We start from the raw sequence: 25,902 nt of genomic DNA on the forward strand, positions 1-25,902 counted from the left end.
CCAACTGATCGGAAAAATCATGGCTTCCACCTCTGTTTCCTCCTCCCCCGTCCTGGCCGGCAAGGTCGCCTTCGTCACCGGCGGCTCGCGCGGCATCGGCGCCGCCATCGTGCGCCGGCTGGCCCGCGACGGCGCGGCCGTGGCCTTCACCTACGTCAGCGCCCAGGCCGAGGCCGACAAGCTCTCCGGCGAGATTCAGGCCGCCGGCGGCCGCGCGCTGGCCATCCGCGCCGACGCCGGCGACGCCGCCGCGCTGACGGCCGCCATTGCCCAGGGCGCACGCGCCTTCGAGCGGCTCGACATCCTGGTGAACAACGCCGGCGTGTACCTCGGCGGCGAGCTCGACACCTTCTCGCTCGAAGACTTCGACCGCACCATCGACGTCAACGTGCGCGCCACCTTCGTGGCCGTCCAGGCCGCGGCGCGCCACATGGGCGACGGCACGGGCCGCATCGTCAACATCGGCAGCATCAACGCCGAGCGCGTGCTGGACGCGGGCGCCAGCGTCTACGCGATGAGCAAGGCCGCCATCGTCGGCCTCACGCGCGGCCTGGCGCGCGACCTCGGCGCGCGCGGCATCACGGTCAACAACGTGCAGCCCGGCCCCATCGACACCGCCATGAACCCCGCCACCGGCCCGCGCGCCGCCTCGATGCACGACGTGATGGTGCTGCCGCGCCACGGCCGCGCCGAAGAAATCGCCGGCATGGTCGCCTACCTCGTGGGCCCGGACGGCGGCTTCGTCACCGGTGCCAACCTGAGCGTCGACGGCGGCTACACGGTCTGATCGGTTGCGCCGGGATCGGGCGCGCGCTCCACCGCGCGGATCAGCGTGTCGAGCGTGTCGCTCAGGCGGGCCAGCTCGCCCGCATCGACGCCCGCGAACAGCTCGGCCTCGCGCTGCCGTCCCAGCGCGCCGACGGTGGCGTGCAGCGCCTTGCCGGCGGCCGTGAGGTACAGGCGGCTGCAGCGCTGGTCGGTCGGGTCGCTGCGGCGCTGCACGCGCTGGTGGCGCTTCAGGCCGGCCAGCGCGCGGCTCACGGCCATCTTGTCCAGGCCGGTGAGGTCGGCGACCTGCGTGGCGCTGAGCCCCGGCTGCGCGGCCAGCACGGCCATCGCGCGCCACTCGTTCAGCGTGAGCTGGTGCTCGCGCCCCACGCGCTCATGGAACGGCCGCGCCGTGAGGTTGACAACCCGCACCAGCTTGAAGAAGAGCGGGTCCATGGCCGTTCGGGTTCGCGCGTGTCAGCCGGCCAGCTTCTTCGCCGCCGCCACGATCGCGTCTACACCGACGCGCGACTGCGCCTCCAGCACCGGCGCGTAGCCGACCGGGATGCGCGGCGCGCCCAGCCGCGCGACGCGGCAGCCCGTGGCCTCGGCCGCGCTCGCGGCGATCTCGGCGCCGAAGCCCGCGGCCTGCACCGCCTCGTGCACCACCAGCAGCCGCCCCGTGCGCGCGCATGACGACAGCACCGTCTCGCGGTCCCAGGGCCACAGCGTGCGCAGGTCGATCAGGTCCACCGCAATGCCCTCGGCCGCCAGCGCGTCGCAGGCGGCGGCGCAAGGCTGCATCTGCTTGCTCCAGCTCACGAGCGTGAGCGCGTTGCCCTCGCGCACGCGCGCCGCCTGGCCCAGCGGCACGACCAGCGTGTCGTCCACCTCGCCGCGCACGCCCCACAGCGTCTTGTGCTCGATGTAGACCACCGGGTCGCCGCACTGCAGCGCCGCGCGCAGCAGGCCGTGGTTGTCCTGCGGCGTCGACGGGCTCACCACCACCACGCCCGGCAGGTGCGCGAACCAGGCCTCGAGCGACTGCGAATGCTGCGCCGCCGACGCGTCCCAGATGCCGCCCGGCATGCGCGCCACCAGCGGCACGCGACCCTGGCCGCCGAACATGAAGCGATTCTTCGCGGCCTGGTTCACCAGCTCGTCCATGCCGCACAGCGCGAAGTCGACCACGCGCATCTCGACCACGGGGCGCAGCCCCGCGAGCGCCATGCCCACGCCGGCGCCCATGATCGCGGCCTCGCTGATCGGCGTGTCGATCACGCGCTCGGCGCCGTACTGCTGCTGCAGCCCCTTGTACTGCCCGAAGATGCCGCCGCGGCCCACGTCCTCGCCGAGCACGACCACGCGCGGGTCGGCGTCCATCTCCTGCTGCAGCGCGCGCACGGCGGCTTCGGAATAACTCAGCGTCGTCACAGCCATTGGCCTGCTCCCGTGGTCTGCACGTCGGTGAAGGCGGCGCTCGCCTCGGGCCAGGGCGCCGCGTCGGCCACGGCCAGGGCCGTGTCCACCTCGTCGCGCGCGGCGTTCTCGATGGCGTCCAGCGTCGCGGCGGCCACGCCGCTGTCCAGCAGTTGGCCGCGGGCGCGCGCGATCGGGTCGGTCTCCAGCGCGGCGGCCAGCTCGGCCGGGTCGCGGTAGGCCGCGAGGTCGACCGACACATGGCCCTTCACGCGGTAGGTGAGCGCGTGCAGCAGGCGCGGCCCCGCGCCGCTGCGCACCTCGGCCACCAGCCGTGCGGCGGCGGCATGCACCGCGAACACGTCGTTGCCGTCGACCTGCGTGGCCGCGATGTCCATCGACGCGGCGCGCGCCGAGGCACCGTCGCCCGCCGTCATCGGGCCGCTCGCGGTGGTCGCGCTCCAGCGGTTGTCCTCGCAGACGAAGAGCACGGGCAGGTCGTACACGCGGGCCCAGTTCAGCGCTTCGAGGAACGGGCCGCGGTTGATCGCGCCGTCGCCGAAGAAGCAGACCGTGATGTCGTCGCCGTGCTTCAAGAGCTTTTGCGCGTGCGCCGCGCCCACCGCGATCGGCAAGCCCGCCGCGACCACGCCGTTGGCGCCCAGCATGCCCACCGAGAAGTCCGCGATGTGCATCGAGCCGCCCTTGCCGCCGTTGAAGCCCGTGGCCTTGCCGAACAGCTCGCACATCATCCGCGTGAGGTCCGCGCCCTTGGCCAGTGTGTGGCCGTGGCCGCGGTGCGTGGAGGTGAGGTAGTCGCTCGCGCGCAGGTGGGCGCACACGCCCGCCGGCACCGCTTCCTGCCCGGTCGACAGGTGCAGCGGCCCGCGCACCTTGGCGGCGCCGCCCGCCTGCTGGCCGTAGGCGCTGACCCCGCCCTGGCTGGCGGTTTCGGCGGCGTTCTCGAAGGCGCGGATGCGCACCATGACGCGGTACAGCGCCTCGCCGGCGCCTGGGGGGTTGCTCGGGTCCATCTTTTCTCCAACGCCCTTGGGATCGGCGCTTTGAGAAAAATCGTATCAACCGAGACGGATTCGACCTACCGGGCTAACCCTTCGACCCCCCGCCCGGCCTCTTTTTCGAGCGCGGGCTTCCTGTTCTCTTCTCTATTTATTCTTCTTATTTAAGTTAGTAGTAGTAGATAAGGGTAAACCCGTCCTGTGGACAGGACACTTTTTCCCTTGCCTGACAACAACTTGTGACACCCGAGACACTGTGTGCTCCTGTGCTTCCGTGGTGCTATCAAAAAAGGAACAACTTGGGCGCACGCGGTCCCGCTGTGGATAACAGGGGGCTTGTTCGGAAACTGTCCCCAGAGTTTTCCTGAGGAGGCCGGGCCATGTCGCCCGGCCTCCGGTTCACAGCGGAATGTCCGCGACGATGCGCGAGACCTGGCGTTCCACGAGGCTGTGCTCCGCGGCCAGCGCGCGGATGGACTTGCCCGTGCTGTAGTCCGTGCGGATCCGTTCGTTGCGGAGGGCGTCGAGGGCCCGTTGGGCCTTGGGCAGCACGAAGCGAAGCCCCGTGCCGTCGACGGCGTACTCGGCACTGAGGGCGCGCAGGTTGTCGAAGCCGATCAGCGCGGCGAACGGATGGTCGGGGGCCGGGTTCGCCGGAATGTAGATCCGCAGGCCGCCGTAGCGCGCGACGAAGGACATGGTGGCCGACAACCCGATCAGGCGGGCGAACTCCCGCAACCGGGGCGGCAGCAGGTCGCGCGCCGGCGCGGCCCGGCGCGGCCACGGCGCGATCGTGTGCGTTGGAAACGGCAAGGTGCTGACGAACTCGGGAGGGCTCATGGGGTGGGGCTCCGTTTCAGATGTCGGTGGGGCCGATCTGCACCTTGGCGGGCGGGCGCTCCCGCATCGCCGAAGGTTCGACCAGGCCCGCGGCTTCGAGCTGCGGCCGGCAGGCGTCGCAGGCGATCTCGTGCAGGCTGGCGCCGGGCGCCATGCACCAGGCGCAGAAAGAGGGTTCGGTGATGTGCATGCTCATACGGCGGCCACGTCCAGGTTGATCGGCGTGTACTCGCCGGTGACGTCGTTGCGTTCGTAGAAGCGGATGTAGGGCTTGGTGCTGGCGATGCGCATGCTGTCGCCGATCGCCCTCATCGCCTGCTGCCACTTCGCATCGGCGATGTCGTGCCGGCGCAGGCCGAGCACGCGGGCCGTGCTGATCTTGCCCTGCTGGTCGACGTGGAATGCATCGTTCACCAGCACCTTGATGTTGGCGTTGCTGCCCTTGCTCCAGCTCTGGATGCACTCGTCGATGAGCGCCTTGGCCGCCTGCAGCCGTTCGTCGAAGACGACGGTGTCCTGCATCCGGCGTTCCACCTTGTGCTTGCCGTCGAAGCTCACGAGCGTGACGTTGCCCTTGCGGCCGCCCTGCTTCACGTCGTAGGCCGCCAGGCTGCGCTCGATGAACGCGTGCACCGCGTTCATGGCGGCCACCTTGAAGCCGATCAGCGCCGCGCTCTGCTGGCGGGCCTGCTCGCAGAGTTCGCTGACGACGGCATGGCGGTCCTTGTCGATGGGCTTGATCTTCGACACCGGGATCAGCGCGTCGTTGGCGTCTTTCCAGTAACCCGGGTGGTGTGCGATGGCTTCGTGCATGGAATGTCCTCTCAGGAGTTGGCGTTGTTCTGGGGGGTGTCGTTGTCGGAAAGGGCGAGCTGCCCGAGCAAGGCCGCCAGCGACACCTGGCGCAGCCGGCTTTCGATGCGCAGGCCGGAGACGGCGCGGCTGCGCAGGTAGCGGCAGGTCTCGTCGAGCTCGGCCGCCGTGGCGGCCATGAAGTAACCGGTGTCGGGCTTGCCGCAGATGTGCTCGCCCTGCAGCCGCAGCGCGGCGACGTGTTCGCGCGCGCGGCGTTCCTGGGCGGGCGCCGGTGTCGAGCGGCCGGTGATGCGGGCGACGAGATCGCGCACATGCAGGCCGTGCGCGCGCCCGACGCAGGTCCGCAGTTCGGCCAGCACCTGGGCGGCGGTGAGGGTCGGGTCGGCGCTGCTCATTGCGCGGACCCCCAGTAGCCGAACCGCGTGCCGAGCAGCAGGCTCGGCACCCGCGTGAAGTCGAGCGCGCCCGGCCGCACCACGGGGCTGTGCACGGGCATGTAGACGCTGGTGTCGAGCCGCGTCACGCGGCGCGCCGAGGCCATGCGCTCGGCCACGGGCCCGGGGCCGCATCGCCAGCGCCGCCGCCCGCCGATCGTCACGGCGTGGACGTGGCCGCCGTCCGCCAGCCGCGCCAGTTGCCGGCGAAGCGCCGGGCTGCCCGGCTCGGGGCGGTAGCCCGCGAGGTGGTGCGCCAGCATGCGGTCGAGTTCCCCGGCCGATGCCGCGCCGTGCGCTTCGAGGTGCGCGGCAACGGCCCGTGCGAGTCGCTGTTCCCATGCGCGATCCGTGCGATCTGCCTGTTCCGTGGTGTCGTTCATGCGGGGTGTCCTTCCCTGGCCGTGCGTGGCGGCGGCGTGGCGCCCACGTCGCGCTGAAGCACGTAGCGTTTCAACCCGTCGACGCGGCGCGCGCCGATGCGCACGTCCTTCGGCCGCTGCCGCGACCAGGACAGCATCAGTGCGCCAGCCTGGCGCCGGGCCTCGGCCACGTCGTCGTCCGCATCGGCCAGCAGGCTCGCGGCTTCGTCGGCGGTCAGCGCGCGGCGGATGCGCAGCAGGCGCCACAGGCGTTCGGCGAAAGGGGCGCCGTCGCCCGCCATCGGCTCGGCCGTGTCGTCGGGCGGCGGTGGCGGCGCGGCCGCTTCGGCCTGCGCGTTCGCGATGCGCTGCTCGGCGAGTGCCAGCAAGGCCTTGGCGACGAACCATTCGGAAGAAGAGGCGGTGTCCTGCATCACGCACCTCCTGCCAGTCGTTCGAAGCGCATCGCGCCGTCGAACGCGGTCTTTTTCTCGGTCTTGACGAAGCCTTTTCTCACAGTACATTTCTCCTCGCTCGTGGCACTGCTTAGTTCACTGGCACGCCCGGTGAAGGCTGCAACCTTCATCGGGCACTCTTGAAATCACTCGTCTCTTCTTCTTCCTGCGTACACGCCAGGCCCTGGCGTGCCATGTCGGGCACCCCGGCCGCATCCCGTGCGACGAGCCCGCCGGCCACGCTCAGTCAGGTCCTTCGCCGGGAGGTGCCAGCGCATGCGGATTGCGCGTCATCGCAATGCCGCGGTGGCGCGGACGCCGGTAACGGCTGGGCCAGATCGCTTCGGGCTCGAGGGCCAGCGCGCGGGCCACGATGCGCTCCGCCGCAACCCAGGGGCGGTACAGAACTTCATTGATGTGCGCGTATTTGTGTTCTTTGGCCAACTTCGACAGGTTGGTTCCGACCATTGCAAGTGCAGCTTTAACCTGAGCCGGGTGCCAATCCATCGAAAAATCTCGTTTTGTGTTGATGGCCTCAATTATGCACACAAAACAGGTTTTGACAATCTAAAAAAACACGCAAGGCGATATTTCTTGTCGGTGAAACACTTTTCGGGTTGAGAAAGTACCTTTGTGTGTTTAATATGTGCGCCTTCGCACAAAGCAGAGTGATCGTGACGTCGCCCACCCCTACCCCTTTCGACGACACCCAGGTGACCGCCCGCGTCAACGAGCTGGCCCTTGCACAGGGCGCGCGGTTGCGGGACCTGCGCAAGCGCAAGGGCCTCACCATCGACGACCTCGCGCAGCGCAGCGGTCTTCACTTCAATACGGTGGGGCGCATCGAGCGGGGCGTCAGCGACGCCAGCCTCGCGCAGCTGTATGTGATGGCCCTGGCGCTGGGCGTCGATCCGGCGGAGCTGAATCCTTTCCAGTCCGCCCAGCCGGCCAACCCGCTGTCGAGCGGGCTCGACGACGAGACCTTCGTGCTGGTGGAACTGCTCGACGTGCGCGTGAGCGCCGGCGGGGGCTCGTACAACGGCTCGCAGGAAGACATGGGCCGCTTCGCGTTCAACCGGGCCTGGATGGCGCGCAAGGGCGTGAAGCCGGCCTATGCCCGCATCGTCCATGCGCGCGGCGACTCGATGGCCGACAAGATCAACAACGGCGACATCCTGCTGGTCGACACCGCCACCAAGTCGCTCGACCAGGACGGCGTGTACGTGATCCAGCTCGACGGCCACGATTACGTGAAGGTGCTGCAGCGCGACTTCTCGACCGGCGGCCTGCAGATCATCAGCTACAACCCCGCCTACAAGCCCCAGGTGCTCAGCGCCGAGCAGGCCGCCGAACTGCACATCAGCGGTCGCGTCGTCTGGCACGGCGGCGAGATCTGACCCGCGCGCTCCCGCGTTCGGCGGGCAGGCCAGTGTAGGCAGCACCCTGCGCTGAAAAGCAGGTCGGCGCATGTCGACCTCAGCCGATCGAGCCCCACGCCCGACCATGAGGGCATGGGCAAAGACATCTCTCGAAGGTTCTGGCGGCAACCTGCGTCCGCTGAAAAAGGGGGCGCGTCGCCGCGCCAATTGCTGACCGTTCTTGCGCTCAGCGCGGCCGGGCTGGTGGGCATCGTCGCGCGGGAGGGCTACAGCGACAAGGCCTACCCCGACCCCGTGCATGGCACCGCGGTGCCGACCATCGGCTTCGGCACCACCGGCGGCGTTCGCATGGGCGACACCACGGCGCCCGTGCCCGCGCTGCAGCGCGCGTTGCGCGATGTGCAGACGTATGAAAGCGCGCTCAAGCAGTGCGTGCAAGTGCCGCTGCACCAACACGAGTACGACGCCTATGTGAGCCTGGCCTACAACATCGGCGCCTTCAACTTCTGCACGGGCGGCCGCGCGCGCCACACCTCGGTGCTGGTGCAGCGGCTCAACCGCGGGGACTACGCCGGCGCATGCGACGCCATCCTCGGCTGGAAGTACGCGGGCACCACCGACTGCTCCGCGCCCGGCAACAAGACCTGCGGCGGGCTCTGGAAAGACCGCCTGCGCCTGCACGCGCAGTGCCAGGGGAATGCGCCATGACCTTCAGCGCAAGACTGACCGCGATCGGTGTGGCCGTGGGTGCGGGCGCATTGCTGCTCGCTGTCGGCGGATGGGCGGTGCACGACGCAGGCCGCACCAAGGAGCGCGTCCTGTGGCAGGACAAGGAAGCGCAGCGCGCCGCGCAATTCGCGAAAGACCTCGAAGCCGAGTACGCGCGCGGGCGCGCCGCATCGACCCGCTACCAGCTCGGCGCCAGCGCCCTGCAGGCCCGCTACTTCACCCTCGAAGGCCCGTTCCATGATCTACGCCGGCGCGTTTCTCTTGTCGTTCCTTCTGCTGTTCCTGATCGCCGCGCTGAGCGGCCTGGCGATCCTGCGCGACCTGTCGCGCCGCGAGCGGACCCGGATGCTGTCGCGCTTGGCGATGCACAGCGCGACCCTGTCGACCGCGGTCATCGCCTCAGCCTTGCTGCTGTCTGGCTGTGGAACAGCGCCCTCGCGGGCACGGACGTTCCCGCCGGTGCCTGCGGACTTGCTGACACCTCCGTCGAAGCCTGTGCTGCTGACGCCGGCCTCACCGTCGACGACGCCTGGGACAACCACCACCTCAACGCGAAATCCTGCGCCGCCGATCGCCTCCGGCATCGCGCGCTGATCGAGTTCATCACAGAAAGGCCCGTCCCATGAGCGACTCCCACGCCCGCGCACAGGAACTGCTGTTGCTCGGCCAGATCCACGGCCTCGTGCAAGCCCTGAAGGACGGGCAAGACCAGCAGAACCGGCGCATGGACAGCTTCGATGCGCGCTTCGATGCGCTCGACGGAAGGCTGCGTGCCGTCGAGCAGCGCGCGGCCGTGCTCGGCGCCGCCTCGGGCGGCGCGATGGCCATCGGCACCGCGCTGCTCATCGAGGCCATCAAGCAGTGGTTTCGCGGTGGGGGTCCCGGTGCGAACTGAATGCATGAACGAAGGCGCGCGCCGCCGTCTTTTCGCACCAGGGGCCGACAGATGTCGGCCTTTTGCATTTCGGGCCCGGCCGCGACAGTTGATTCACCAACCAACCCAGCCAACGATGCACACCACTTCCATCCACACGATCTTCACGCCGCAGCATTCGGCCGGAGCCGCGGCATGAGCGGCCTCGACACCTTGCGCGCGGCCATTGTCCAGACGCTGAACGGCGTGCCGCAGGTCGGCCGCGTTCACGACCGCGAGCGCTTCGCGAGCGACGAGGCCGCGCTGCGCGCGCTCTACCTTCACACGCTGCCCGGCGGCGCACAGCAGCTGCGCGGCTGGTGGCTGCGCCGCGACGCCACCGAGGAGCGCAGCCTCAATGTCGGTCGCACCCTCAGCGTCGACACCTGGACCTTGCACGGCTACATGGCCGTCGACGACGCCGCCGCATCGGAGCTCGCCTTCGACGCATTGATCGAGGCCGTGCGCGACGCCGTGCGCGCCGACCCGAGCTTCGGCGGCGCATGCGCCCCCAGCCCGATCAAGGACGAGAAAGCCACCGACGGCATGCAGGTCGGCGGCACCGGAGCGGTCAGTTTTTGCGGCGTGCAGTGCCACGGCGCCTCCCTGCAGTTGCGGACCTGGCGCTACCTCTGAGCCAGGCCCTCTGTTCATCAGTCCCTTCCTTCCATCAACCAACCAATCTACGGAGAACGCCGACATGGCAAAACTCATGCGCAAGATGGCCATCCTGGCCAAGCCTGAAACGGTACGCGGTACCGACGCCCTTCCGACCGGTGCGGCCAACGCCATCCTGGTCAGCGAAGTCACCCTGACCCCCATCGAAGGCGATGTGGTCCAGCGCGACAACGTGCGACCCTACTTCGGCTCGCGTGGCTCCGTGCTGGTGACCCAGTACAGCAAGATCGCCTTCTCGGTCGAGATCGCGGGCGTCGCCGCTGCCGGTGATGTGCCGGCCTATGCCGCGCTCATGCGCGGCTGCGCCATCGCCGTCACCACGGCCGCCGGCGTCAGCACCACCTTCGCACCGGCCACCGACAGCCTCGAGTCGCTCACCATCTACGGCAACGTCGACGGCACCGTCTACAAGATGACCGACGCGCACGGCAACGTGAAGGCCACCATCGACGCCAAGGGCATCCCGAAGTGGCAGTTCGAGTTCACCGGCCTGTTCGTGCCCGCCGCCGACGCACCGCTGCCCACGGCCGACTACACCAAGTTCATGGACCCGCTGGGCGTGAACAAGGCCAACACCACCCTCATGCTCGACGGCCTGGGCGTGGCGGCCAGCGCCTTCAGCTTCGATGCCGGCAACACCGTCGTGAAGCGCGACCTCATGACCGTCGACTCGGTCGAGATCACCGCCCGCGTCTCGACCGGCTCGGTCACCTTCGAGAACACCTCGGTGGCCACCAAGGACTGGATCGGCATGGCGCGTTCGAGCAAGCGCGTGCCCCTGGCCCTCAAGCATGGCCAGGGCGCGACCAACGTGGTCGAGTTCCTCTCGCCACGCGCGCAAATCGGCAAGCCCACCTACAGCGACGTCGACGGCGTGCAGATGGTCACCGTGCCGCTCGAGTTCGTGCCCAGCGGCTCGGGCAACGACGAGTGGTCGATCGTCGTGCGCTGAGCACGGCCTTCTTCTTCATTCGCTCAAGCACCCAGTCATTCATTCAAGACACAAGGAAGAGAACCCGATGCCCCAGAAGCTCAAGATCGCCGTGAAGCCCACCTTCATCGCCCCCGTGGTGATGCGTGTGCCCGGTGACGGCCAGGTCGAGGAGGTGCGTTTCGACGCCGTCTTCAAGCGCCTGTCCAAGACCGACAACGAAACGCTGCAGGCGCGGCTGGACGCGCGCAGCCTCACCGACCGCGAACTGCTCGACATGGTGCTGGCCGACTGGAAGGGCTTGGAGGGCGAAGACAACGCGCCCTTCATCTGCACGCCCGACAACCGCGCCGCGGCGGCCGAGGACTGGCCGACCTTCGAGGCGGCCATTGCTTACAGCTACTTCGAGCACGCGTACCCGGCCGCCGTAAAAAACTGAGGGGCGCCGCGCGCTTCGTGCTCGGAGTCGCGCATCGCGTCCATGACGAGCTGGACGACGATCTCCGCAGCCAGTGCGCGTCGCTCGGGCTCGACCCGAAAAAGCTCGTCTCCTCGATGGCGAACGGGGACGGCCCGCCGCCATTCGAGCTGTGGCCGGAACACCAGGAAGCCTTCGAGGTGTTCCACGCCTGCCGCACGCAATGGCGAGTGGTCGCCGGTGCGGCAGGCGCGTGGTTCCAGGGGCTCGACTTCGGTGCGGTCGACGTGGCGATGCGGCGCCTGGGCATTCCGCGTGTGCGCCAGCGTGAAGTGTTCCTGCAGTTGCAGGTGATGGAAGACGAGGGCATTGCGGTGCTGAACGTCTAGCAACAGCGCGGGCCGACGGCCATCGAAGGAGCTTGGGGCCGGCAGATGTCGGCCTTATTTTTTCTTTCTCTCAAACGGACCATACAGACATGGCTGCGACACAACAAATGGCAATCCGGATGACCGTGGACACCTCGTCAATGACGACGGAACTGTCCCGGGTCATGCGTGAATTCGAAAAGCTTGGCGATGCGCTTTCACGAAGTGCGAGCCAGGCATCTGACGCTCAGCAAAAGATCATGGTGTCCGCGGAGCAAGGTACTGCTGCACTCCGAGGTCTACTTGTCGAATCCGTCAAAGGCTTTGAAGAAGGCAAGCTTCCCCTTTCGGCGTTGATCGAGCAGGGGGGGCGGCTCAAGGATACGTTTGGAGGTGTGGGACCTGCAGTCAGAGCGGTGGGAGGCTACGTGGCGGAACTGGCTTCGCCCCTGACCGTAGCGGCATCGGCTGTCGCCGCACTTGGAGCCGCCTACTACCTCGGAGGAAAAGAAACCACGGCATATGGCAATGCGCTGATCTTGTCGGGCAATGCTGTAGGCCAGACGGCAGGTCAATTGCAAGACATGGCCGCATCGATCGCGAAATCGAATGGAGCGTTGACTCAAAGTACCGCGGCGGACGCCATCACGACATTTGTCCGAGCGGGAGCAGCAGGGGCTGAAACCCTTCAGCAATACAGTGCCGCCGCAGCAGACTTTGAGCGAGTGACCGGTCAGTCAGTGGGGGCGACAGCGGCGGTATTCAAGGCTCTTGAAACCGCACCCCTTGAAGCGTCAGTGAAGCTCAAAGGTGAAATCAACCATCTCACGGTTGCAACCTACGAACACATCAAAGCACTTCAGGAAGAGGGACGGTACACCGAAGCCGGAAGAGTTGCGACGGACGCATATGCCGATTCGATGGCCGAGCGGACAACGCAGATCACTCAGAACATCGGCTACATACAGACGGCTTGGAATGGCGTTGCCGCAGCGATGGCGCGCGTGGGAAGTGCGCTGCTGAATGTGGGACGAGCTCCGACCAACGCGGATCAGCTCTCTGAGTTGAGAAAGCTGCTGGCAGCCACTGAAGGGCCTGAGCGTTGGAAATTCGACGACGGCAGTCAGATGGGTAAAGAGGCCTATGCGAGGCGAACAGCGGTGTTGAAGGGGCGGATCGCAGCCCTCGAAGGGGCCGAAAACTTTCAAACGCAGCAGGCCACCGCCAAAGCGGAGGCCGGTCAACGGACCGAAGCGAAGTCACGGTGGGATCAGGGGGGGGTGAAATTCCTTTCTGCGAAAGACAAAAGAGATCGCGAAGTTAGCGTCGCTAGGAATGAAGGCAAAGCCGCAGGCGTTTCCGAAGAAGAAATTGAGACCCGTGTCTCGGACATCAGGAAGGAATACCTGAAGAAGAGCGCGTCAAGTGGCATCAACCGCGCGGGAGACGACGGTCTCGGCGGTCGTATCGAAGCCGTCCGTGAGGAGTACGCCGCGAAGGCGCGAATCACCGCCGAGGGTTTCAAGAACATCGACAGCCTGCGCAAGCGCGACCTGCTCGATGACTACGCAGTTGTGCGCCAGAAGCGGGATCTGCGCCTGAAGGACCTGAAGGACCAAGAAGACGAGATCCAGGCCGAACTGCGCTTGTTGGGTACCAAGAAGGGATCGGCCGCCGACAGGCAGAAGCTGGAGGTCCGTTCGAAAACGGTCGAGCAGCAACGCCGGTTTGTCAACGACGATGCCGAACGCTCGTATGCGGAGCTGGATGCAACGCCTCGAAACGCGGTACTCAAGACTTCGCAGCAAGCCACCGAAAAGGTCCGCGAACAGACGCGCGCCTTGGAAGAACAGAACGCCGTGCATGGCTTGTCAACGGAAGCGATCCAGCAGCGGACCATCGCGCAAACCGAGCGGCAGATCCAGGAGCTCGATGCAACCGAGAACGTCGATCCGGCCTACCTGAAGTCGCTGCAGGCTCGTCTTGTTGCCGAGAAGGAGCTGGCCGCGGCAACGCGGGACTCTGAACGCCTGAAAACCACCGACGAGAAGCAGAAGAAGGAGAAGGAAAAGGACGAAGAGAAGTCGAAGAAGATGGCCGGCGAAATCGGTGGCGTGTTCCGCGACGGCTTCGTGAATCTCCTGGAAGGCGGCGGTCGGGATGCCATAGACAAGATGGGCGAAGGGCTCAAGAAGAAGCTCGTGCAGTCGCTGGCCGATGCGTTCTACGACGCAACGCTGAAGGACGCGGTGGACGGCTTCTCCAAATGGTTGTCGGGCTCGCTCAAGAACGCGATGTCCGGCGGGGACGGTGCCAAGTCCGGTGGTGGTTCCTTGTCGGGGCTTGGAGGCATTCTCGGTGCCGTCTCTGGCCTGTTCGGCGGGTTTTCGGGGTCCACGGCCGCCGGGCTCGCGAACACGTTCGGCGGGAGCGATCCGCTCGGGTTCATGGTCAACGCAATGGGCTTGGTCAAGAGCGCCAACGGCAACGTCTTCGCCTCCCCCGGTCTGCACGCCTACGCCAACAGCGTGGTCGGCAAGCCCACCTTCTTCCCCTTCGCCAACGGCATCGGCCTCATGGGCGAGGCCGGGCCCGAAGCCATCATGCCCTTGCGCCGTGGTTCCGATGGCCGCCTTGGCGTGAGCGCTCAAGGTGCGAGTGGCGGCGGCGCGCTGCACTACGCACCCTCCACTGTCTTCCACATCGATTCGAGGTCCGATCGCGGCGCCGTGATGGCTGATCTGGACCGTGCACTTCAAGCAAACAACCAAGGCCAAATGGAACAACTCAAGCGTATGCGGGTGGTGCCCCAATGAGCATCATCACCTTGCCCCCCACCCTGCCTGTCAAGCGGCAGGACTTCGGCATCCAGACCTTCGACCTGAGCTTCAGCAGTGGCGACACCGGCTCGTCGCAGGTCGCCGTGCTGGCACCGCCGCGCCGCACCTGTGCGCTCGTGAGCGAAGAGCGCATCCCGCTGATGAACGAGGCCGCGATGTGGCGCAGCCTGGTGCATGCGCTGCGCGGCCAGGTCAACGTGCTCGCGGTCAGCGACATGTTGCAGCCGGCCCCGCGCGGTAGCGCGCGGGGCACATGGACGGCGCTGGCTGCTGCGGCGGGCGCGTCGTCGCTGTCGATCCAGATGGGGGCGGCCCAGGCCGGCAAGACCCTGCTGCAGGGCGACTGGATCGGCGTCAACCAGGGATCGATCCAGCGACAGCTGCTGCACGTGCAGGCCGATGCCGTGGCGAACGCGTCGGGGCTGATCGTGGTGTCCGTCGAGCCGGTGCTGCGAGTGGCCGTGGCTGCCGGCAGCGCCGTGATCTGGGACCGCCCGACCTGCCTCATGCGCAAGGTCGATGCCAAGAACAACTGGTCGTCGGAGTCGCGCACGCAGGGCGGCTTCAGCCTCGATCTCATGGAGTCCTGGGAATGACAGTCACCACCAACAGCGGCTTTCAGGCCACCGCCAACGCCGGCGCCTATGGCGAACTCGCACTGGTCGAACTGCAACTGCGCTCGGGCACGGCGCGCTTCACGAACTGGCCCCTCAGCGTCCAGGTCATGGGCGAGACCTGGCAGGGCGTGGGCAACCTCGGCTCCATCGGCGAGCTGCACGAGAGCGAAGACGGGGCGGCCGAGAAGCTCACGCTGACGCTCTCGCCGGTGGACATCGGCACACGTGCTTTGGCGCTTGGCGATCCCTCCGACTACCAGGACCGTCGTGTGCGCGTGTGGATCGCGATGCTCGATGCCAACACGCTGCAGATTACCGGCGCGCCCGTGCTGCGTTTCGTCGGCGTGATGGACCAGATGAAGATCGATCGCGACGGCAACAACGCCTCGATCAGCATGGACTGCCGCACGGCGAGCTACGACGTGCGCAGCAATCCCGCTGCACTGCGCATGAACAACGCGCAGCACCAGGCGCGGCATCCGGGCGAACTCGGCTTCTCCTACCTCACGGGCCTGATCGGCAATCCGTCGATCTGGGTCAGCAAGTGGTTGCAGGCCAATCTTCAATACCGGCAAACCCTGGGGGTGCACAGCAAATGAGCACCGACCTTGACGCCTTCATCGACGCGCGACGCCATACCGGCTTCGCCTATTTCAGGCACGACTGCGCAAGCATTGCCGCGGACTGGGTGCGCGAGCAGCGCGGCGCGGACCCGCTCGAGGCGCTGCGCGCGCCGGGCGGTGCATTGGCGCCCAAGAGGCTGCTGACGGCGCTGCGACATGTGCGTGCCTCGGGCGGTTTCGAGGCGGCGGCCTCCGCTCTCCTGGGGACCTCGCAGCCAGGGCGCATGGCGCAACGCGGCGATGTCGTGCTGGCTCGCAGCGGCCGTCGCATTGGCCGCGTTTCGGGCTACAGCTTCGGCATCTGCACGGGCTCACACATCGTGGCGCCCGGCACCGACCGATTGATTTTTCTTCCAATGACCGAGGGGGTGGCCGCATGGCGCATTTGATTCGACGGTTCTCCGTCCTGTTTGGTCTTCTTTGTTTTGCGGCGGTGGCGCATGCGGAGCCGACGTCCATCATCGGCGGGATCATTTCCGCTATCACGAGCTATGGAGCGGCAGTCGCTGCGGTCGTTTCGATCGTGAGTTCGGCCTACGCCTCATCGCAAGCCAAGAAGAAGGCGCGCCAGGCCGCGGCCCGCAAGTTCGCCGAAGACGTTGCCAACCTGCGTGACCGCACCGCCACGCTGGTCAGTTCGGAAGCTCCCTGGTCGACGGTCTACGGCGCACCTGCACGCGTGGGCGGCGCCATCGTTGCTGTGCTCGACAGCGGTGCGATGGCCCATTTCAAGCACATCGTGATCGTCTTCGCGGCGCACGAGTGCGAGGCCATCGACGAAATCTTCATTGACGGTACGTCGGTGGGACGACCTAACGCGGCCGGCTGGACCGATGGTGCCGAGTTCCAGATGCCGCCGCTGTTCAACGGATGGCCCTCGGAAGGTCCGTCGGTGAACGTGCAGTTTCACACCTCGCCCGGCGGCGTGGACACGGCCGATGGCTTCCTTCGCGCCAGCCTGCACGAGACATTCCCCAATGTCGACTTCTGGACCGAACAGCACAAGCTCAGCGGCTGCACCTATGCGGTCGTCACGCTCAACCTGCTGTTCGATCGTTTCCAGGGGGGCATTCCCGAGATCACCGCGAGGATTCGCGGCAAGAAGGTGCACGACCCGCGCACCGGCCAGACTGTCTACTCGCGCAACCCGGCACTGTGCCTGGCCGACTTCCTGCGCTCGGAGTCGGGGTACCTCGCGGCGGCCGATCAGATCGACGAGAACGCGCTCATCGCTGCCGCCAACGCTTGCGACGAGCAGGTCTACACCGCGGTGCAAGCAGGCGACGCGCTGAACTACGGCAACTCGCGCGCCCGGTACGTCTGCGACGGCATGTTCCGCTCCGACCAGGACCGCGAATCGACCCGTCAGCAGATCGAGGACGCGATGGCTGGCTTCAGCCTGGAGTCGGGCGGCGTCTGGCGCGTCCAGGCCGGCGCATGGAGCACACCGGTGCTCAACCTCGACGACGACGACATGCTGGCACCCACGGCGGTGGCCCAGACCGCCCACCCCGGTGCGAATCGCTTCAACGGCATGCGCGGCACGTATGTCAATGGCGCGCGCAACGGCGTCAGCGAGGACTTCTCGCCCTACCAGAACTCGAACTTCCGTGCACTCGATGCGAAGGACAAGTTCACCGACATGGCGCTGGCCTTCACGGCCTCGCATGTGCGCTGCCACCAGATCGCCCGCGTGGTGGTCGAGCAGAGCCGCGGCGGCTTCGTGTTGCGCATCCATCCGAAGATGCTGGCCTGGCATCTGCAGCCCGGCGACCGCGTCGTGCTCTCGAGCGCGCTGTACGGCTTCACCAACAAGACCTTCCGCGTCACCGACTGGACCTACGCGCGCAACGCACCGCTGTCGCTGCTCGTGATCGAGGACGTGCCGGCCTACTACGACCTGGCCGACGAGGTGCTGGCCGACGCGGCGCCGAACACCAACCTGCCGAGCCCGTTCCTGCAACCGCAGGCACCGTTCGACTTCAAGGTGGAAAGCGGCCCGTCGCAGATGTCGCTGCAGGACGGCGGCATGGTGGCGCGCGCCCGTGTCTCGTGGGCGAAATCGAACGAGCTCAACATCCTGAAGAGCGGCGCGGTCGAGGTGCAATGGCGCTCTCTGGCACCGGTGAGCGACTGGCACTCGTCGCAACTGCCGGGCGATGCCACCGAGACCTTCCTGCTGGGCCTGTCGGTGCGCAGTCTCTACCAGGTGCGTGCGCGCTTTCGAACGCCCTACGCATCGAGCCCGTGGGCTACGGCCGAGCACACGCTGGTCGGCAAGGGCGGCGTGCCTGGCGACGTGGCGGGGCTCACACTCGACGTGACCGACGCCGGCATCGTCGCCACCTGGGGTCAGCCGATCGGGCTCGACCTGCTCGACTGGAGCACGACCCGCGTGCGTATCGGCGCCAGCTGGGAGCTGGCCGACGAGGTGTTCTCCGCCAAGGGCGTGGCGGCCAACCTTGGATGGCTGCGCGCCGGCACCCAGCGTGTCTGGGCTTCGCACGGCAGCACGTCCAACCAGTGGTCGGTGCCGGTCTCCGCGTCCATCGACATCGCGGCGCCTGCGCAGCCGCTCGTGAACGGCACCGTCTGGCGCAACGAGATCGACCTGGCCTGGCAGGACTGCAAGACCATGCAGCCGATCGCGTACTACGAGCTGCGCCGGGGCGCCACGCTCGAGACGTCCGAAGAGATCGGACGCACGGCTGAGCGGACCTTCGTTCGCACCGAAGCCACGGGCAGCTGGCGCTACTGGGTGCGCGCCGTCGATGCCGGCGGCAACGGCAGCGCGGCCGCGTATGTGCAGCTCACGGTGCTGCCCGGCATCGACGAAGCCCTGGAAGAGCTCGAAAAGGGCCTGAACGAAGCCGTCGACGAACTCAAGGCCGTCGACCAGACGCAAGGCCAGGCGCTGACGAAGGAAACGCAGGATCGCGCGCAGGCCCTGAGCGCCGAAGCGGCTGCGCGAACGGCCGCCCTTGCGGCAGAAACGGCCGCGCGATCGGCGGCGTTGGTGTCCGAAGCCCAGCAGCGAACGCAGCAGGTCACGCAGGTGACGAACGCGCTCACCGCCGAAGCCACCACCCGCGCTGCGGCCGACCAGGCCGAGATCACGGCACGTGTGGCAGCCGTCTCGCAGGAGGTGGCCGACCGGAAGGCTGCGGTGACGGCCGAGGCCAGCACCCGCGCCACGGCGATCACCGCCGAACAGAGCGCGCGGGCGGCGGCGCTGCTTGCCGAGACCAATGCCCGCAGCGCCGCGATTGCGGACGAGGCCACGGCGCGGCAGACCGCGGACGAGTCGCTGTCGTCACGCCTCACGACGCTGAACGCATCGTTGAGCACCGCGCAGGCAGCACTGCAGACCGAAGCCACGACGCGCGCCAGCGCCGATGCGGCGGAAGCATCCGCACGCCAGCAACTGGCCACGCAGCTGCAGGCCGCCGACGCGTCGCTGACTGCCGCCATCGGCAACGAAGCCTCGGCGCGCAGTGCTGCGGACGCGGCCGAGGCCCGCAGCCGCGAGTCGCTCACGGTCGCGCTGGTGGGTGCGACGGACCTCGCCGCCACCTTGGCCTATGTGGATGGCGTGTCGCTGGACATCGGGTTTGCCGAGCAGAGCTACGGCGTCTGGCAGGCGCCGGCGCTGGGGCAGGTGGGCAGCGGCCTGATCGCCGAAGAACGCCAGGCGCGCGTGGCGGCTGACGCCGCAGAAGTCAGCGCGCGCGAGACGCTGCAAGCGCAGCTCACCGGTGGCTACGGCGGGTCGGACCTGTCGCAGGTGGTCAGCGGCCTGATCTACCAGGAGCGCAGCGCGCGCGCCACGAGCGACGAAGCCCTGGCACAGCAGATCACGTTGATCTCGGCAGGCGTGGGCGAGCAGTTCGACTACGCAAAGATCTGGTACTTCGATTCCGGCCTGGAGGCCTGGACCGGCAATGGCACGCCCTCCGTGGCGGCGGGATGGATCCGCCCCGCCAACCATGCGACCGATCCCTTCATCGTGTCGCCTGTGGGCATTGCCGCGAACGGTTCGACCTACGGCCAGATCCGCATGCGTGTGCGCAAGGTCGGTGCGCCCGCATGGGACGGCGCGCTGTCCTGGCGCGCGGCGAGCGACAGCGGCTTCGATGCGTCGCGGCGTGTGACGATGACGGAGCCGACCTACGACGGCGCAGGCATCGGCATGGTCACGGTCAGCCCCGGCTGGGATGCGGCCATCGACCAGCTCCGGATCGAGCTGTCGGCGACGCAGACTGCCACGGCGTACTTCGAGATCGACTGGGTCGCCATCGGACGCCCGTCACCGGGCGCCTCGAACGCTGCGCTGCAGACCGAGATCGCTGCGCGTGCGAGTGCGGATGCCGCCGAGGTCTCGGCGCGCGAGAACCTCGCGACGCAACTGCGCGGCGCCTACAACGGCAACGACATCGGCGCACTGAGCTCGGGCCTACTGGCATCGGAGCGCGATGCACGGGTGAGCGCGGACAGCGCCGAGGTCACGGCCCGGCAGCAGCTCGCAGCCACGGTGGCCGGCAACAAGACGAACGCGGATGCCGCGCTCGTGGCGGAGCAGACGGCGCGCGCCAATGCCGATGCCGCCGAGGTCACGGCCCGCCAGGCACTGGCCGCGACCGTGGCCGGGAACCTGGCCACCGTCAATGCCGCGATCAACGCCGAACAGAGCGCGCGTGCCACGGCGGACACGGCGGAAGTCACGGCGCGCGAATCGCTGGCCACGCAGGTGCGCGGTGCCTACACCGGCACGGACGTGGGTGCGGTCAGCTCGGGCCTGGTCTACAGCGAGCGCCAGGCACGCATCGCCGCCGACAACGCGGAGATCACGGCCCGCACGGCGCTGGCGGCCACGGTCGCGGGAAACAAGACCAGCGCCGATGCCGCGCTGGTGACCGAGCAGAGCGTGCGCGCCACCGCCGACACGGCCAATGCCAATGCGATCACCGCGTTGCAGGCGACCGTCACCGGCAACGCGACGGCCGGCTCCGCAGCGCTGCAGGCCGAGGCGGTGGCACGGGCGCAGGCGGACAGCGCAGAGGCGATCCAGCGGCAGGGCCTGTCCGTGGCGCTCACGGGCGTTCCCGACACCTCGGGCAGCCTGGACACGGTGATCGGTGCGTCGCTGGTCAACGACTTCGTGGGCAATGCCTTCGAAGTCTGGGAAAAGCCGACGGGCCCGACGCTCGCCAGCGGCCTGATCTACGAGGAGCGCCAGGCGCGCATCACGGCGGATGCGGCCGAGGTGTCTGCACGGCAAGCGCTCGAAGCGGTCGTCAACACGAACAAGGCAGATGCCGCTGCAGCCGTGGCGGCCGAGCAGAGTGCCCGCGTCACCGCGGACACGGCGAACGCCAATGCGATCACCGCGCTGTCGGCCACCGTCAACCACACGACGAACGGCCTGCCGAGCAAGGCCAGCAACACGGCCCTGACCGCATTGACGACGCGCGTCACGAATGCAGAGGGCCTGATCACGTCGCAAGGCGATGCAATCACCAGCATCAACAGCGGGCTGGAGCTGGGACGTGCCGACTCGCAGGCCAGCCTGACGGCAGACGAGAGCCTGGCCAACGCAGCGGCCTGGCGCAGCCACTACGGCACCAACCTGGCGACGTACTTCGTCACGACCACGACCGGCAAGGTCGCCACGACGGTGTGCCGTTCGCCTGCGGGCGGCGCGAACTTCTGGAACTACTCGAAGAGCAAGGTGGTGATCGACCCGACGCGGACCTACCGCCTCACGGCATGGTTCCGACGCGTGGATGCCAACGGCCCGCACTACTGGACCTGGTGGCGCAACACGATGGGCAACTACGGCAACAGTCCCATCGCACTCGGCAGCCTGCCCAACAACGTCTGGACGCAGATCTCGCTGGACCTGCTCGGCAGCGCCTTCGGCGACACCTCGGTCAGCCCCGGTTTTGCCCTGAACCACACGGGCGGCACGACAGGCTACTCGGAGATCCAGGGGTTCCGCTTCGAGGATGTCACGGACAGCCTGCGGATCACCGAGGCGGAGACCACGAAGGCGGATGCCACTGCGGTCAATGCGCTGACCACGCGAGTCACCAGCGCCGAGGGCTCGATCACGGCCCAGGCCAACTCGATGACTTCGTTGACCGCGACGGTGAACGGCCATACCTCGTCGATCTCGACCAACGCCTCTGCCATCGCGACACTGGATGGCACCGTCAAGTCGCAATGGCGCCTGAACGTCAACGCGGACAAGAAGGTCGCGGGCATGATCCTCAACAACGACGGCACGAAGTCCGAGCTGGTCGTGCTGGTCGACAAGTTCGCCATCGCGCAGGACGGTCCGGGCGGCGTGCCGACGTTCCCTTTCGTTGTCGGCAGCATCGGTGGCACACCTTCGGTCGGGATCAACGGCAACATGTTCGTCGACGGGTCGATCAAGGCCCGCTCGCTGGATGTGGAGCAGTTGACGGCTTCGATTTCCAAGCTGGGCTACATCACTTCCGGCCAGGTCACGATCAACGGGGACATCACGGGAACAGGATGGGGCTACATCCGCAGCCCCAACAAGTGGCGCGACGGTTCCTGGGGCTGGATCATGGCGCAGCACCCCAAGGGCGACATGTTCGTCGACTTCAGTCTCGGCGGCTGCGGGCTCGTGATGCACTACATCCCTGCGAGCTCATACGCCGGCTTCCGTCTCTGGGGGCCTGGTTTCAATCTGGATCAGAGTGGGTTGAGGATCGACCAGGCTGAGGTGATCAACACGCTCAACATTCGAGGCGAAGCGGTCACCGTTCCCAGATTCGCGGTCGCGCCGGGGAGCTCCTCCTGCAGATTGCTCTATAGGAACAACACCGGGGAGACGCTGAAGGTCTTCGTCACGGGTTCCGTCTTCATGATGATGATGGGTGGCGTCAACATCTACGCGAACGGTAACGCCATTTGGGTGGGGGCAGGTGTTGCTGGTTCCACCGTGACGGGAGGAGCCCAGTTCGATTGCGTGCCAGGCGATACCACGTTCGACATCATCTCCACGGCTCCTTCCGGTTACTCCGGTTCCTTCATCTACGCAATCGCTACACGTCGCTAAACATGATTGATTTCACTGTCTATAGAACCGCGACCGGAGAGGTCGTTCGCTCAGGCTATGCCGGCTCCGAGGATGAGTGCCTCAGCCAGGCCTTCGAAGGCGAGTCTGTCTATGTGGGAAAAGCCCGTTTCGACCAATACATCGCGGATGGGACGCCCGTCGACATGCCGTCGAAGCCAGACGAACACCACGTGTTCGATTGGACGCACCGCACTTGGATCGATCCCCGAACGATGGAGGACCGTCGTCGTTCGCTGCGCGAGCGTGTCACCGAGCATCGGTGGGAAATCGAAACCGGCGGCATCACGCTGCAGAACGGCGTGCGTGTTCTCACGGGCAAGCCCGACCAGGACCGCATCACGGCGGTGATCGTCAACGCCGACATCGCAGGCATCGACGCTGTCGACTTCAAGGCCGACAGCGGATGGGCCCGCCTGACCCTTGACGAACTTCGCGGTGTGGCCCGAGCGATCGGCCTGCATGTCCAGGCGTGCTTCAGTGCCGAGCGCACGCACCACGCCGCCATCGACCAACTCCGGACAGAGGCTGAGACCGAGGCCTATGACATCTCCGCCGGCTGGCCCCTCACCCACAACAGCATCGAAACGCAATGACCACCACGCTCACCGAAAAAACATTCGCCGAACTGTTCACCTTCGCAGGGGCTGCACAAGGCACCTTCGTCAATGCGCAGGGCTGGGTTCAGCCGAAGCCGCCGGGCCCCGTGCCGCGTTTCGACCACGACCCACTCACCAAGGTCGCCAAAGGGCTACTCATCGAGAGCACGCGGACGAATCTGTTCTCTTTCTCGTCGCGATTCGATCGGTCTCCGGCATGGACCCGATCGGGCGCTACGCCGGTCCCGGATGCTGCCATCGCTCCCAATGGGCGATGGGATGCGTGCAAGTTGATCTTGAACAGTACGAGTGGCGCTGGCAACGGCCACATCTCCCAGAACATCACGAAATCTGCGACCGCGACCACCTATGCGTACTCGTTCTACGCGAAGCCTGCTGGCGCGCTCAACGGGTGGATCTATGCCCGAGGTGCAGCAGGCGCCGACGGCGTCAGCATTCCCTTCAACCTGTCAACGATGGTTGCGTCAGGTGCCGCCTCCGGCGGCTTTGTGGACGTGTCCAAGAGGGTGGTCGATGTTGGCAACGGGTGGCGCAGGGTCGAGATTGTCTTCACGACGGATGCATCCGCAACGCTGGTCGCGGCCATTTATCCCGGTACCGCGTCGGGGAGCGTGGGCAACGGTGTCGACGGTCTCTATATCTGGGGCGCGCAGCTCGAGGAGGGGCGATTCCCCAGCTCCTATATCTGCAACGTCGAAGCCCTCACCGGGCGCGCGTCCATTGGAAGCTACTACGACGCCGACGGTGTCATGCGCTATGCGGGGGCGGGCGTTGCGCGCAACAGCTACGAGCCGTCGAACCTGATCTTGCCGCCGGTGCTGATGGTGGAGGAGCAGCGCACGAACATTCTGCTCAAGAGTGGCGACATGCATCTGTCGCCCTGGACGGGCGGCGGGATGTCACGCGTCACAGGACGGTTGGCGCCCGATGGCACGCTTCGAGCGGTTGAGTTTTCGGGGACGTCCACCACACCCAACACGCAGAGCGCCGTCGCGACGGCGACCGTGATGACGTACTCGATCTATCTGAAGAACGTGTCGAGGACTGCCAACGTGGACCTGCTGCTGCGCAACACTACAACTGCGACGAACGACATCGGCGCCGGCGTGATCCTGCACGGTGCGAATCCGTTGATTTCGGGGGCGGGGTGGGAGATGCGTGATGCGGGCAATGGGTGGTTTCGCTGTACCTACACGTCGAAGATTGCCATCGCGGTGGGCGATGTTCTGACAGTCTACGCAGTAGTTTCTGGACCGCGAGCGGACAACGGGGCCTGCCTGGCCTGGGGTGCCCAGCTCGAAGCCGGTGCGTTCGCCACCAGCTACATCCCGAGCACCGAGACCTTCACCGGCCGCGCATCCATCGGCACCTACTTCGAATCCACGGGTGTGATGAAGACCGCTGCGGCGGGCGCCGCGCGGATGACCTACAACCCCGCCGACCTGACCATCGCACCCTGGCTCATGCAAGAGGTGTCCAGCACCAACCTGTTGACCGAGAGCGAGTTTCGCAATGGGCTTGCGGATGTGCCCGTCAGGATCGGATGCGCGGCGGCGTCCTGGAGCGAGCTGGGGTTCACGACAGGCATCGCATTCCCTGCGCCGCCGCCAGCCGGCACGTTCGCGTCTTATGCCGCCAAGTCGCCTGTTCTTGCGCCGTCGACCACCTACGTGATTTCCTGTTTCGTGAAGATGGATGACGGCGGAGCGCCCAGCATGCCCGCGTCTGGCGGCGCGGCGGACTTCGCGCTCGTCATCGCGAACGCGCCAATCTCTCCCGCCGCTTGCACCATGACGCATGTCGGGGGCGACGTGTACCGGCTCACGGGCACGCGGACCACCGATGCATCCGTGCCCAGCACTGTGTCGGGTATCTGGAAGTACGGCACCAACAGCGCCCGGGCTTTCAAGTTCACGGGCTTGCAGCTGGAACAGGCGTCGTCCGCGTCGAGCTACATCCCGACAACGACGGCGACAGTGACGCGTCTTGCAGACATCGCCTCATCGGCGGCCACCACGCGCCAAGCGGACACGGCAACTTCGGTGGCAACGACCCGCGCCCTGGACAGCGTCCGCATCGACACCACGAAGGGCTGGTTCAACGCTGCCGAAGGCACGGTGTTCATGGAGTTGGAAGTGCCCCGGATGAGTGACACCGGGACCAAGACGGTCCTGGAGTTCGGCGGGGTGGGCGGGCGCATGGGCGTTTCGTATTCCGCCGGGAATGTCACGAACGGCGTGGCCTACGGGTATACGGTGATCGATGGCACGACCCTGGCCACACCGCCGAAGGTGCTGCCAGGACCGATCGCAAAGCTCGCGATGAGCTACGGGACCGAGGGCGTGCGCTTTGCCTACAACAACCAGCCGATCCAGAAGGTGGCTACGCCGATTGCGGGACCGGGCACCACCTACCTCGGTCTGGGCAGCACCTATGGCGGAGGGAACTGCCCCTTCTTCCGCATCCGCGCGGCGCGCTACCAACCGCAGAAGCTCACCGATGCGGAAGTGGTGGCACTGACGGCGTAAGGGAGGAGTCCTGGCCGCAGGCCCAGCGCAGAAAGCGGCA

The 25,902-nt window shown here is 67.0% G+C and carries 27 protein-coding genes; 16 read left to right on the top strand and 11 right to left on the bottom strand.

The genetic code is table 11. The features are described from left to right. Positions 1-19: 19 nt before the first annotated feature. Positions 20-787 carry an SDR family oxidoreductase gene (locus AC07OH_RS28540; RefSeq protein WP_495302946.1) on the top strand — a complete coding sequence of 256 codons (768 nt, stop codon included), beginning with the start codon at positions 20-22 and terminating at the stop codon, positions 785-787. Here AC07OH_RS28540 and AC07OH_RS28545 read toward each other — a convergent pair. From AC07OH_RS28545 to AC07OH_RS28595, 11 genes are all read right to left on the bottom strand, one after another. Then, complete coding sequence (locus tag AC07OH_RS28545) at positions 775-1,224, bottom strand: MarR family winged helix-turn-helix transcriptional regulator (protein WP_095747150.1); 450 nt, start codon at positions 1,222-1,224, stop codon at positions 775-777. The genes AC07OH_RS28540 and AC07OH_RS28545 overlap by 13 nt on opposite strands. Positions 1,225-1,245: 21 nt before the next feature. Then, positions 1,246-2,208: an alpha-ketoacid dehydrogenase subunit beta gene (locus tag AC07OH_RS28550; protein WP_492683424.1), complete on the bottom strand. Its 963-nt coding sequence runs from the start codon at positions 2,206-2,208 to the stop codon at positions 1,246-1,248. After that, positions 2,199-3,221 carry a thiamine pyrophosphate-dependent dehydrogenase E1 component subunit alpha gene (locus AC07OH_RS28555; protein WP_495302947.1) on the bottom strand — a complete coding sequence of 341 codons (1,023 nt, stop codon included), beginning with the start codon at positions 3,219-3,221 and terminating at the stop codon, positions 2,199-2,201. The genes AC07OH_RS28550 and AC07OH_RS28555 overlap by 10 nt, the downstream gene beginning before the upstream one ends. A 384-nt stretch (positions 3,222-3,605) precedes the next feature. Continuing rightward, positions 3,606-4,046: a Mor transcription activator family protein gene (locus AC07OH_RS28560; RefSeq protein WP_495302948.1), complete on the bottom strand. Its 441-nt coding sequence runs from the start codon at positions 4,044-4,046 to the stop codon at positions 3,606-3,608. 16 nt (positions 4,047-4,062) lie between these two features. Next, complete coding sequence (locus AC07OH_RS28565) at positions 4,063-4,242, bottom strand: hypothetical protein (RefSeq protein WP_139700597.1); 180 nt, start codon at positions 4,240-4,242, stop codon at positions 4,063-4,065. After that, a complete protein-coding gene (locus AC07OH_RS28570) occupies positions 4,239-4,859 on the bottom strand; it encodes a DUF3164 family protein (protein WP_495302949.1) in 621 nt (206 codons plus the stop codon). The genes AC07OH_RS28565 and AC07OH_RS28570 overlap by 4 nt, the downstream gene beginning before the upstream one ends. 11 nt (positions 4,860-4,870) lie before the next feature. Continuing rightward, complete coding sequence (locus tag AC07OH_RS28575) at positions 4,871-5,257, bottom strand: hypothetical protein (protein WP_495302950.1); 387 nt, start codon at positions 5,255-5,257, stop codon at positions 4,871-4,873. Beyond that, positions 5,254-5,679 (bottom strand): hypothetical protein, encoded by a 426-nt coding sequence (locus AC07OH_RS28580; protein WP_495302951.1) that lies wholly within the window; start codon positions 5,677-5,679, stop codon positions 5,254-5,256. Before AC07OH_RS28580 ends, AC07OH_RS28575 begins: the two co-directional genes overlap by 4 nt. Next, positions 5,676-6,092 (bottom strand): hypothetical protein, encoded by a 417-nt coding sequence (locus AC07OH_RS28585; RefSeq protein WP_492683420.1) that lies wholly within the window; start codon positions 6,090-6,092, stop codon positions 5,676-5,678. Before AC07OH_RS28585 ends, AC07OH_RS28580 begins: the two co-directional genes overlap by 4 nt. After that, a complete protein-coding gene (locus AC07OH_RS28590; protein WP_185993763.1) occupies positions 6,092-6,244 on the bottom strand; it encodes a hypothetical protein in 153 nt (50 codons plus the stop codon). Before AC07OH_RS28590 ends, AC07OH_RS28585 begins: the two co-directional genes overlap by 1 nt. 112 nt (positions 6,245-6,356) lie before the next feature. Further along, on the bottom strand, positions 6,357-6,620 hold the full coding sequence (locus tag AC07OH_RS28595) for a helix-turn-helix domain-containing protein (RefSeq protein WP_159274832.1): 264 nt from the start codon (positions 6,618-6,620) through the stop codon (positions 6,357-6,359). Positions 6,621-6,787: 167 nt separating this feature from the next. On the opposite strand from AC07OH_RS28595, the gene AC07OH_RS28600 reads away from it, so the two are divergent. From AC07OH_RS28600 to AC07OH_RS28670, 15 genes are all read left to right on the top strand, one after another. Further along, complete coding sequence (locus tag AC07OH_RS28600; protein WP_492683419.1) at positions 6,788-7,510, top strand: XRE family transcriptional regulator; 723 nt, start codon at positions 6,788-6,790, stop codon at positions 7,508-7,510. Positions 7,511-7,699: 189 nt separating this feature from the next. Continuing rightward, positions 7,700-8,200 carry a lysozyme gene (locus AC07OH_RS28605; RefSeq protein WP_495302952.1) on the top strand — a complete coding sequence of 167 codons (501 nt, stop codon included), beginning with the start codon at positions 7,700-7,702 and terminating at the stop codon, positions 8,198-8,200. Next, complete coding sequence (locus AC07OH_RS28610; RefSeq protein WP_495302953.1) at positions 8,197-8,847, top strand: hypothetical protein; 651 nt, start codon at positions 8,197-8,199, stop codon at positions 8,845-8,847. The genes AC07OH_RS28605 and AC07OH_RS28610 overlap by 4 nt, the downstream gene beginning before the upstream one ends. Beyond that, the gene (locus AC07OH_RS28615; RefSeq protein ID WP_495302954.1) at positions 8,844-9,116 is read left to right on the top strand and encodes a hypothetical protein; all 273 of its coding nucleotides are present in this window, start codon (positions 8,844-8,846) and stop codon (positions 9,114-9,116) included. Before AC07OH_RS28610 ends, AC07OH_RS28615 begins: the two co-directional genes overlap by 4 nt. Before the next feature lie 174 nt (positions 9,117-9,290). Then, positions 9,291-9,770 carry a hypothetical protein gene (locus tag AC07OH_RS28620; RefSeq protein ID WP_495302955.1) on the top strand — a complete coding sequence of 160 codons (480 nt, stop codon included), beginning with the start codon at positions 9,291-9,293 and terminating at the stop codon, positions 9,768-9,770. A gap of 64 nt (positions 9,771-9,834) precedes the next feature. After that, on the top strand, positions 9,835-10,764 hold the full coding sequence (locus AC07OH_RS28625) for a phage tail tube protein (RefSeq protein ID WP_492683416.1): 930 nt from the start codon (positions 9,835-9,837) through the stop codon (positions 10,762-10,764). Between the two features lie 67 nt (positions 10,765-10,831). Next, entirely contained in the window at positions 10,832-11,182 is a 351-nt protein-coding gene (locus AC07OH_RS28630; protein ID WP_095950412.1) for a hypothetical protein, read from the top strand. Positions 11,183-11,199: 17 nt separating this feature from the next. Beyond that, positions 11,200-11,550: a DUF1799 domain-containing protein gene (locus AC07OH_RS28635; protein ID WP_139700586.1), complete on the top strand. Its 351-nt coding sequence runs from the start codon at positions 11,200-11,202 to the stop codon at positions 11,548-11,550. Positions 11,551-11,639: 89 nt separating this feature from the next. Continuing rightward, complete coding sequence (locus AC07OH_RS28640; RefSeq protein ID WP_495302956.1) at positions 11,640-14,345, top strand: phage tail tape measure protein; 2,706 nt, start codon at positions 11,640-11,642, stop codon at positions 14,343-14,345. Positions 14,346-14,356: 11 nt separating this feature from the next. Continuing rightward, a complete protein-coding gene (locus AC07OH_RS28645) occupies positions 14,357-14,965 on the top strand; it encodes a hypothetical protein (RefSeq protein ID WP_495302957.1) in 609 nt (202 codons plus the stop codon). Further along, entirely contained in the window at positions 14,962-15,585 is a 624-nt protein-coding gene (locus tag AC07OH_RS28650; protein ID WP_159274826.1) for a hypothetical protein, read from the top strand. Before AC07OH_RS28645 ends, AC07OH_RS28650 begins: the two co-directional genes overlap by 4 nt. Beyond that, complete coding sequence (locus AC07OH_RS28655) at positions 15,582-15,998, top strand: DUF6950 family protein (RefSeq protein ID WP_492683413.1); 417 nt, start codon at positions 15,582-15,584, stop codon at positions 15,996-15,998. The genes AC07OH_RS28650 and AC07OH_RS28655 overlap by 4 nt, the downstream gene beginning before the upstream one ends. Positions 15,999-16,132: 134 nt before the next feature. Then, positions 16,133-22,696: a phage tail protein gene (locus AC07OH_RS28660; protein WP_495302958.1), complete on the top strand. Its 6,564-nt coding sequence runs from the start codon at positions 16,133-16,135 to the stop codon at positions 22,694-22,696. A gap of 2 nt (positions 22,697-22,698) precedes the next feature. Continuing rightward, positions 22,699-23,310, top strand: coding sequence for a DUF4376 domain-containing protein (locus AC07OH_RS28665; RefSeq protein ID WP_495302959.1), 612 nt, complete (start codon positions 22,699-22,701; stop codon positions 23,308-23,310). Next, positions 23,307-25,862, top strand: a complete 2,556-nt coding sequence (locus tag AC07OH_RS28670) for a phage head spike fiber domain-containing protein (RefSeq protein WP_495302960.1) — start codon at positions 23,307-23,309, stop codon at positions 25,860-25,862. The genes AC07OH_RS28665 and AC07OH_RS28670 overlap by 4 nt, the downstream gene beginning before the upstream one ends. The last annotated feature ends 40 nt before the right edge of the window (positions 25,863-25,902 follow it).

This window comes from Variovorax sp. GW821-FHT10C12 (assembly GCF_059415405.1).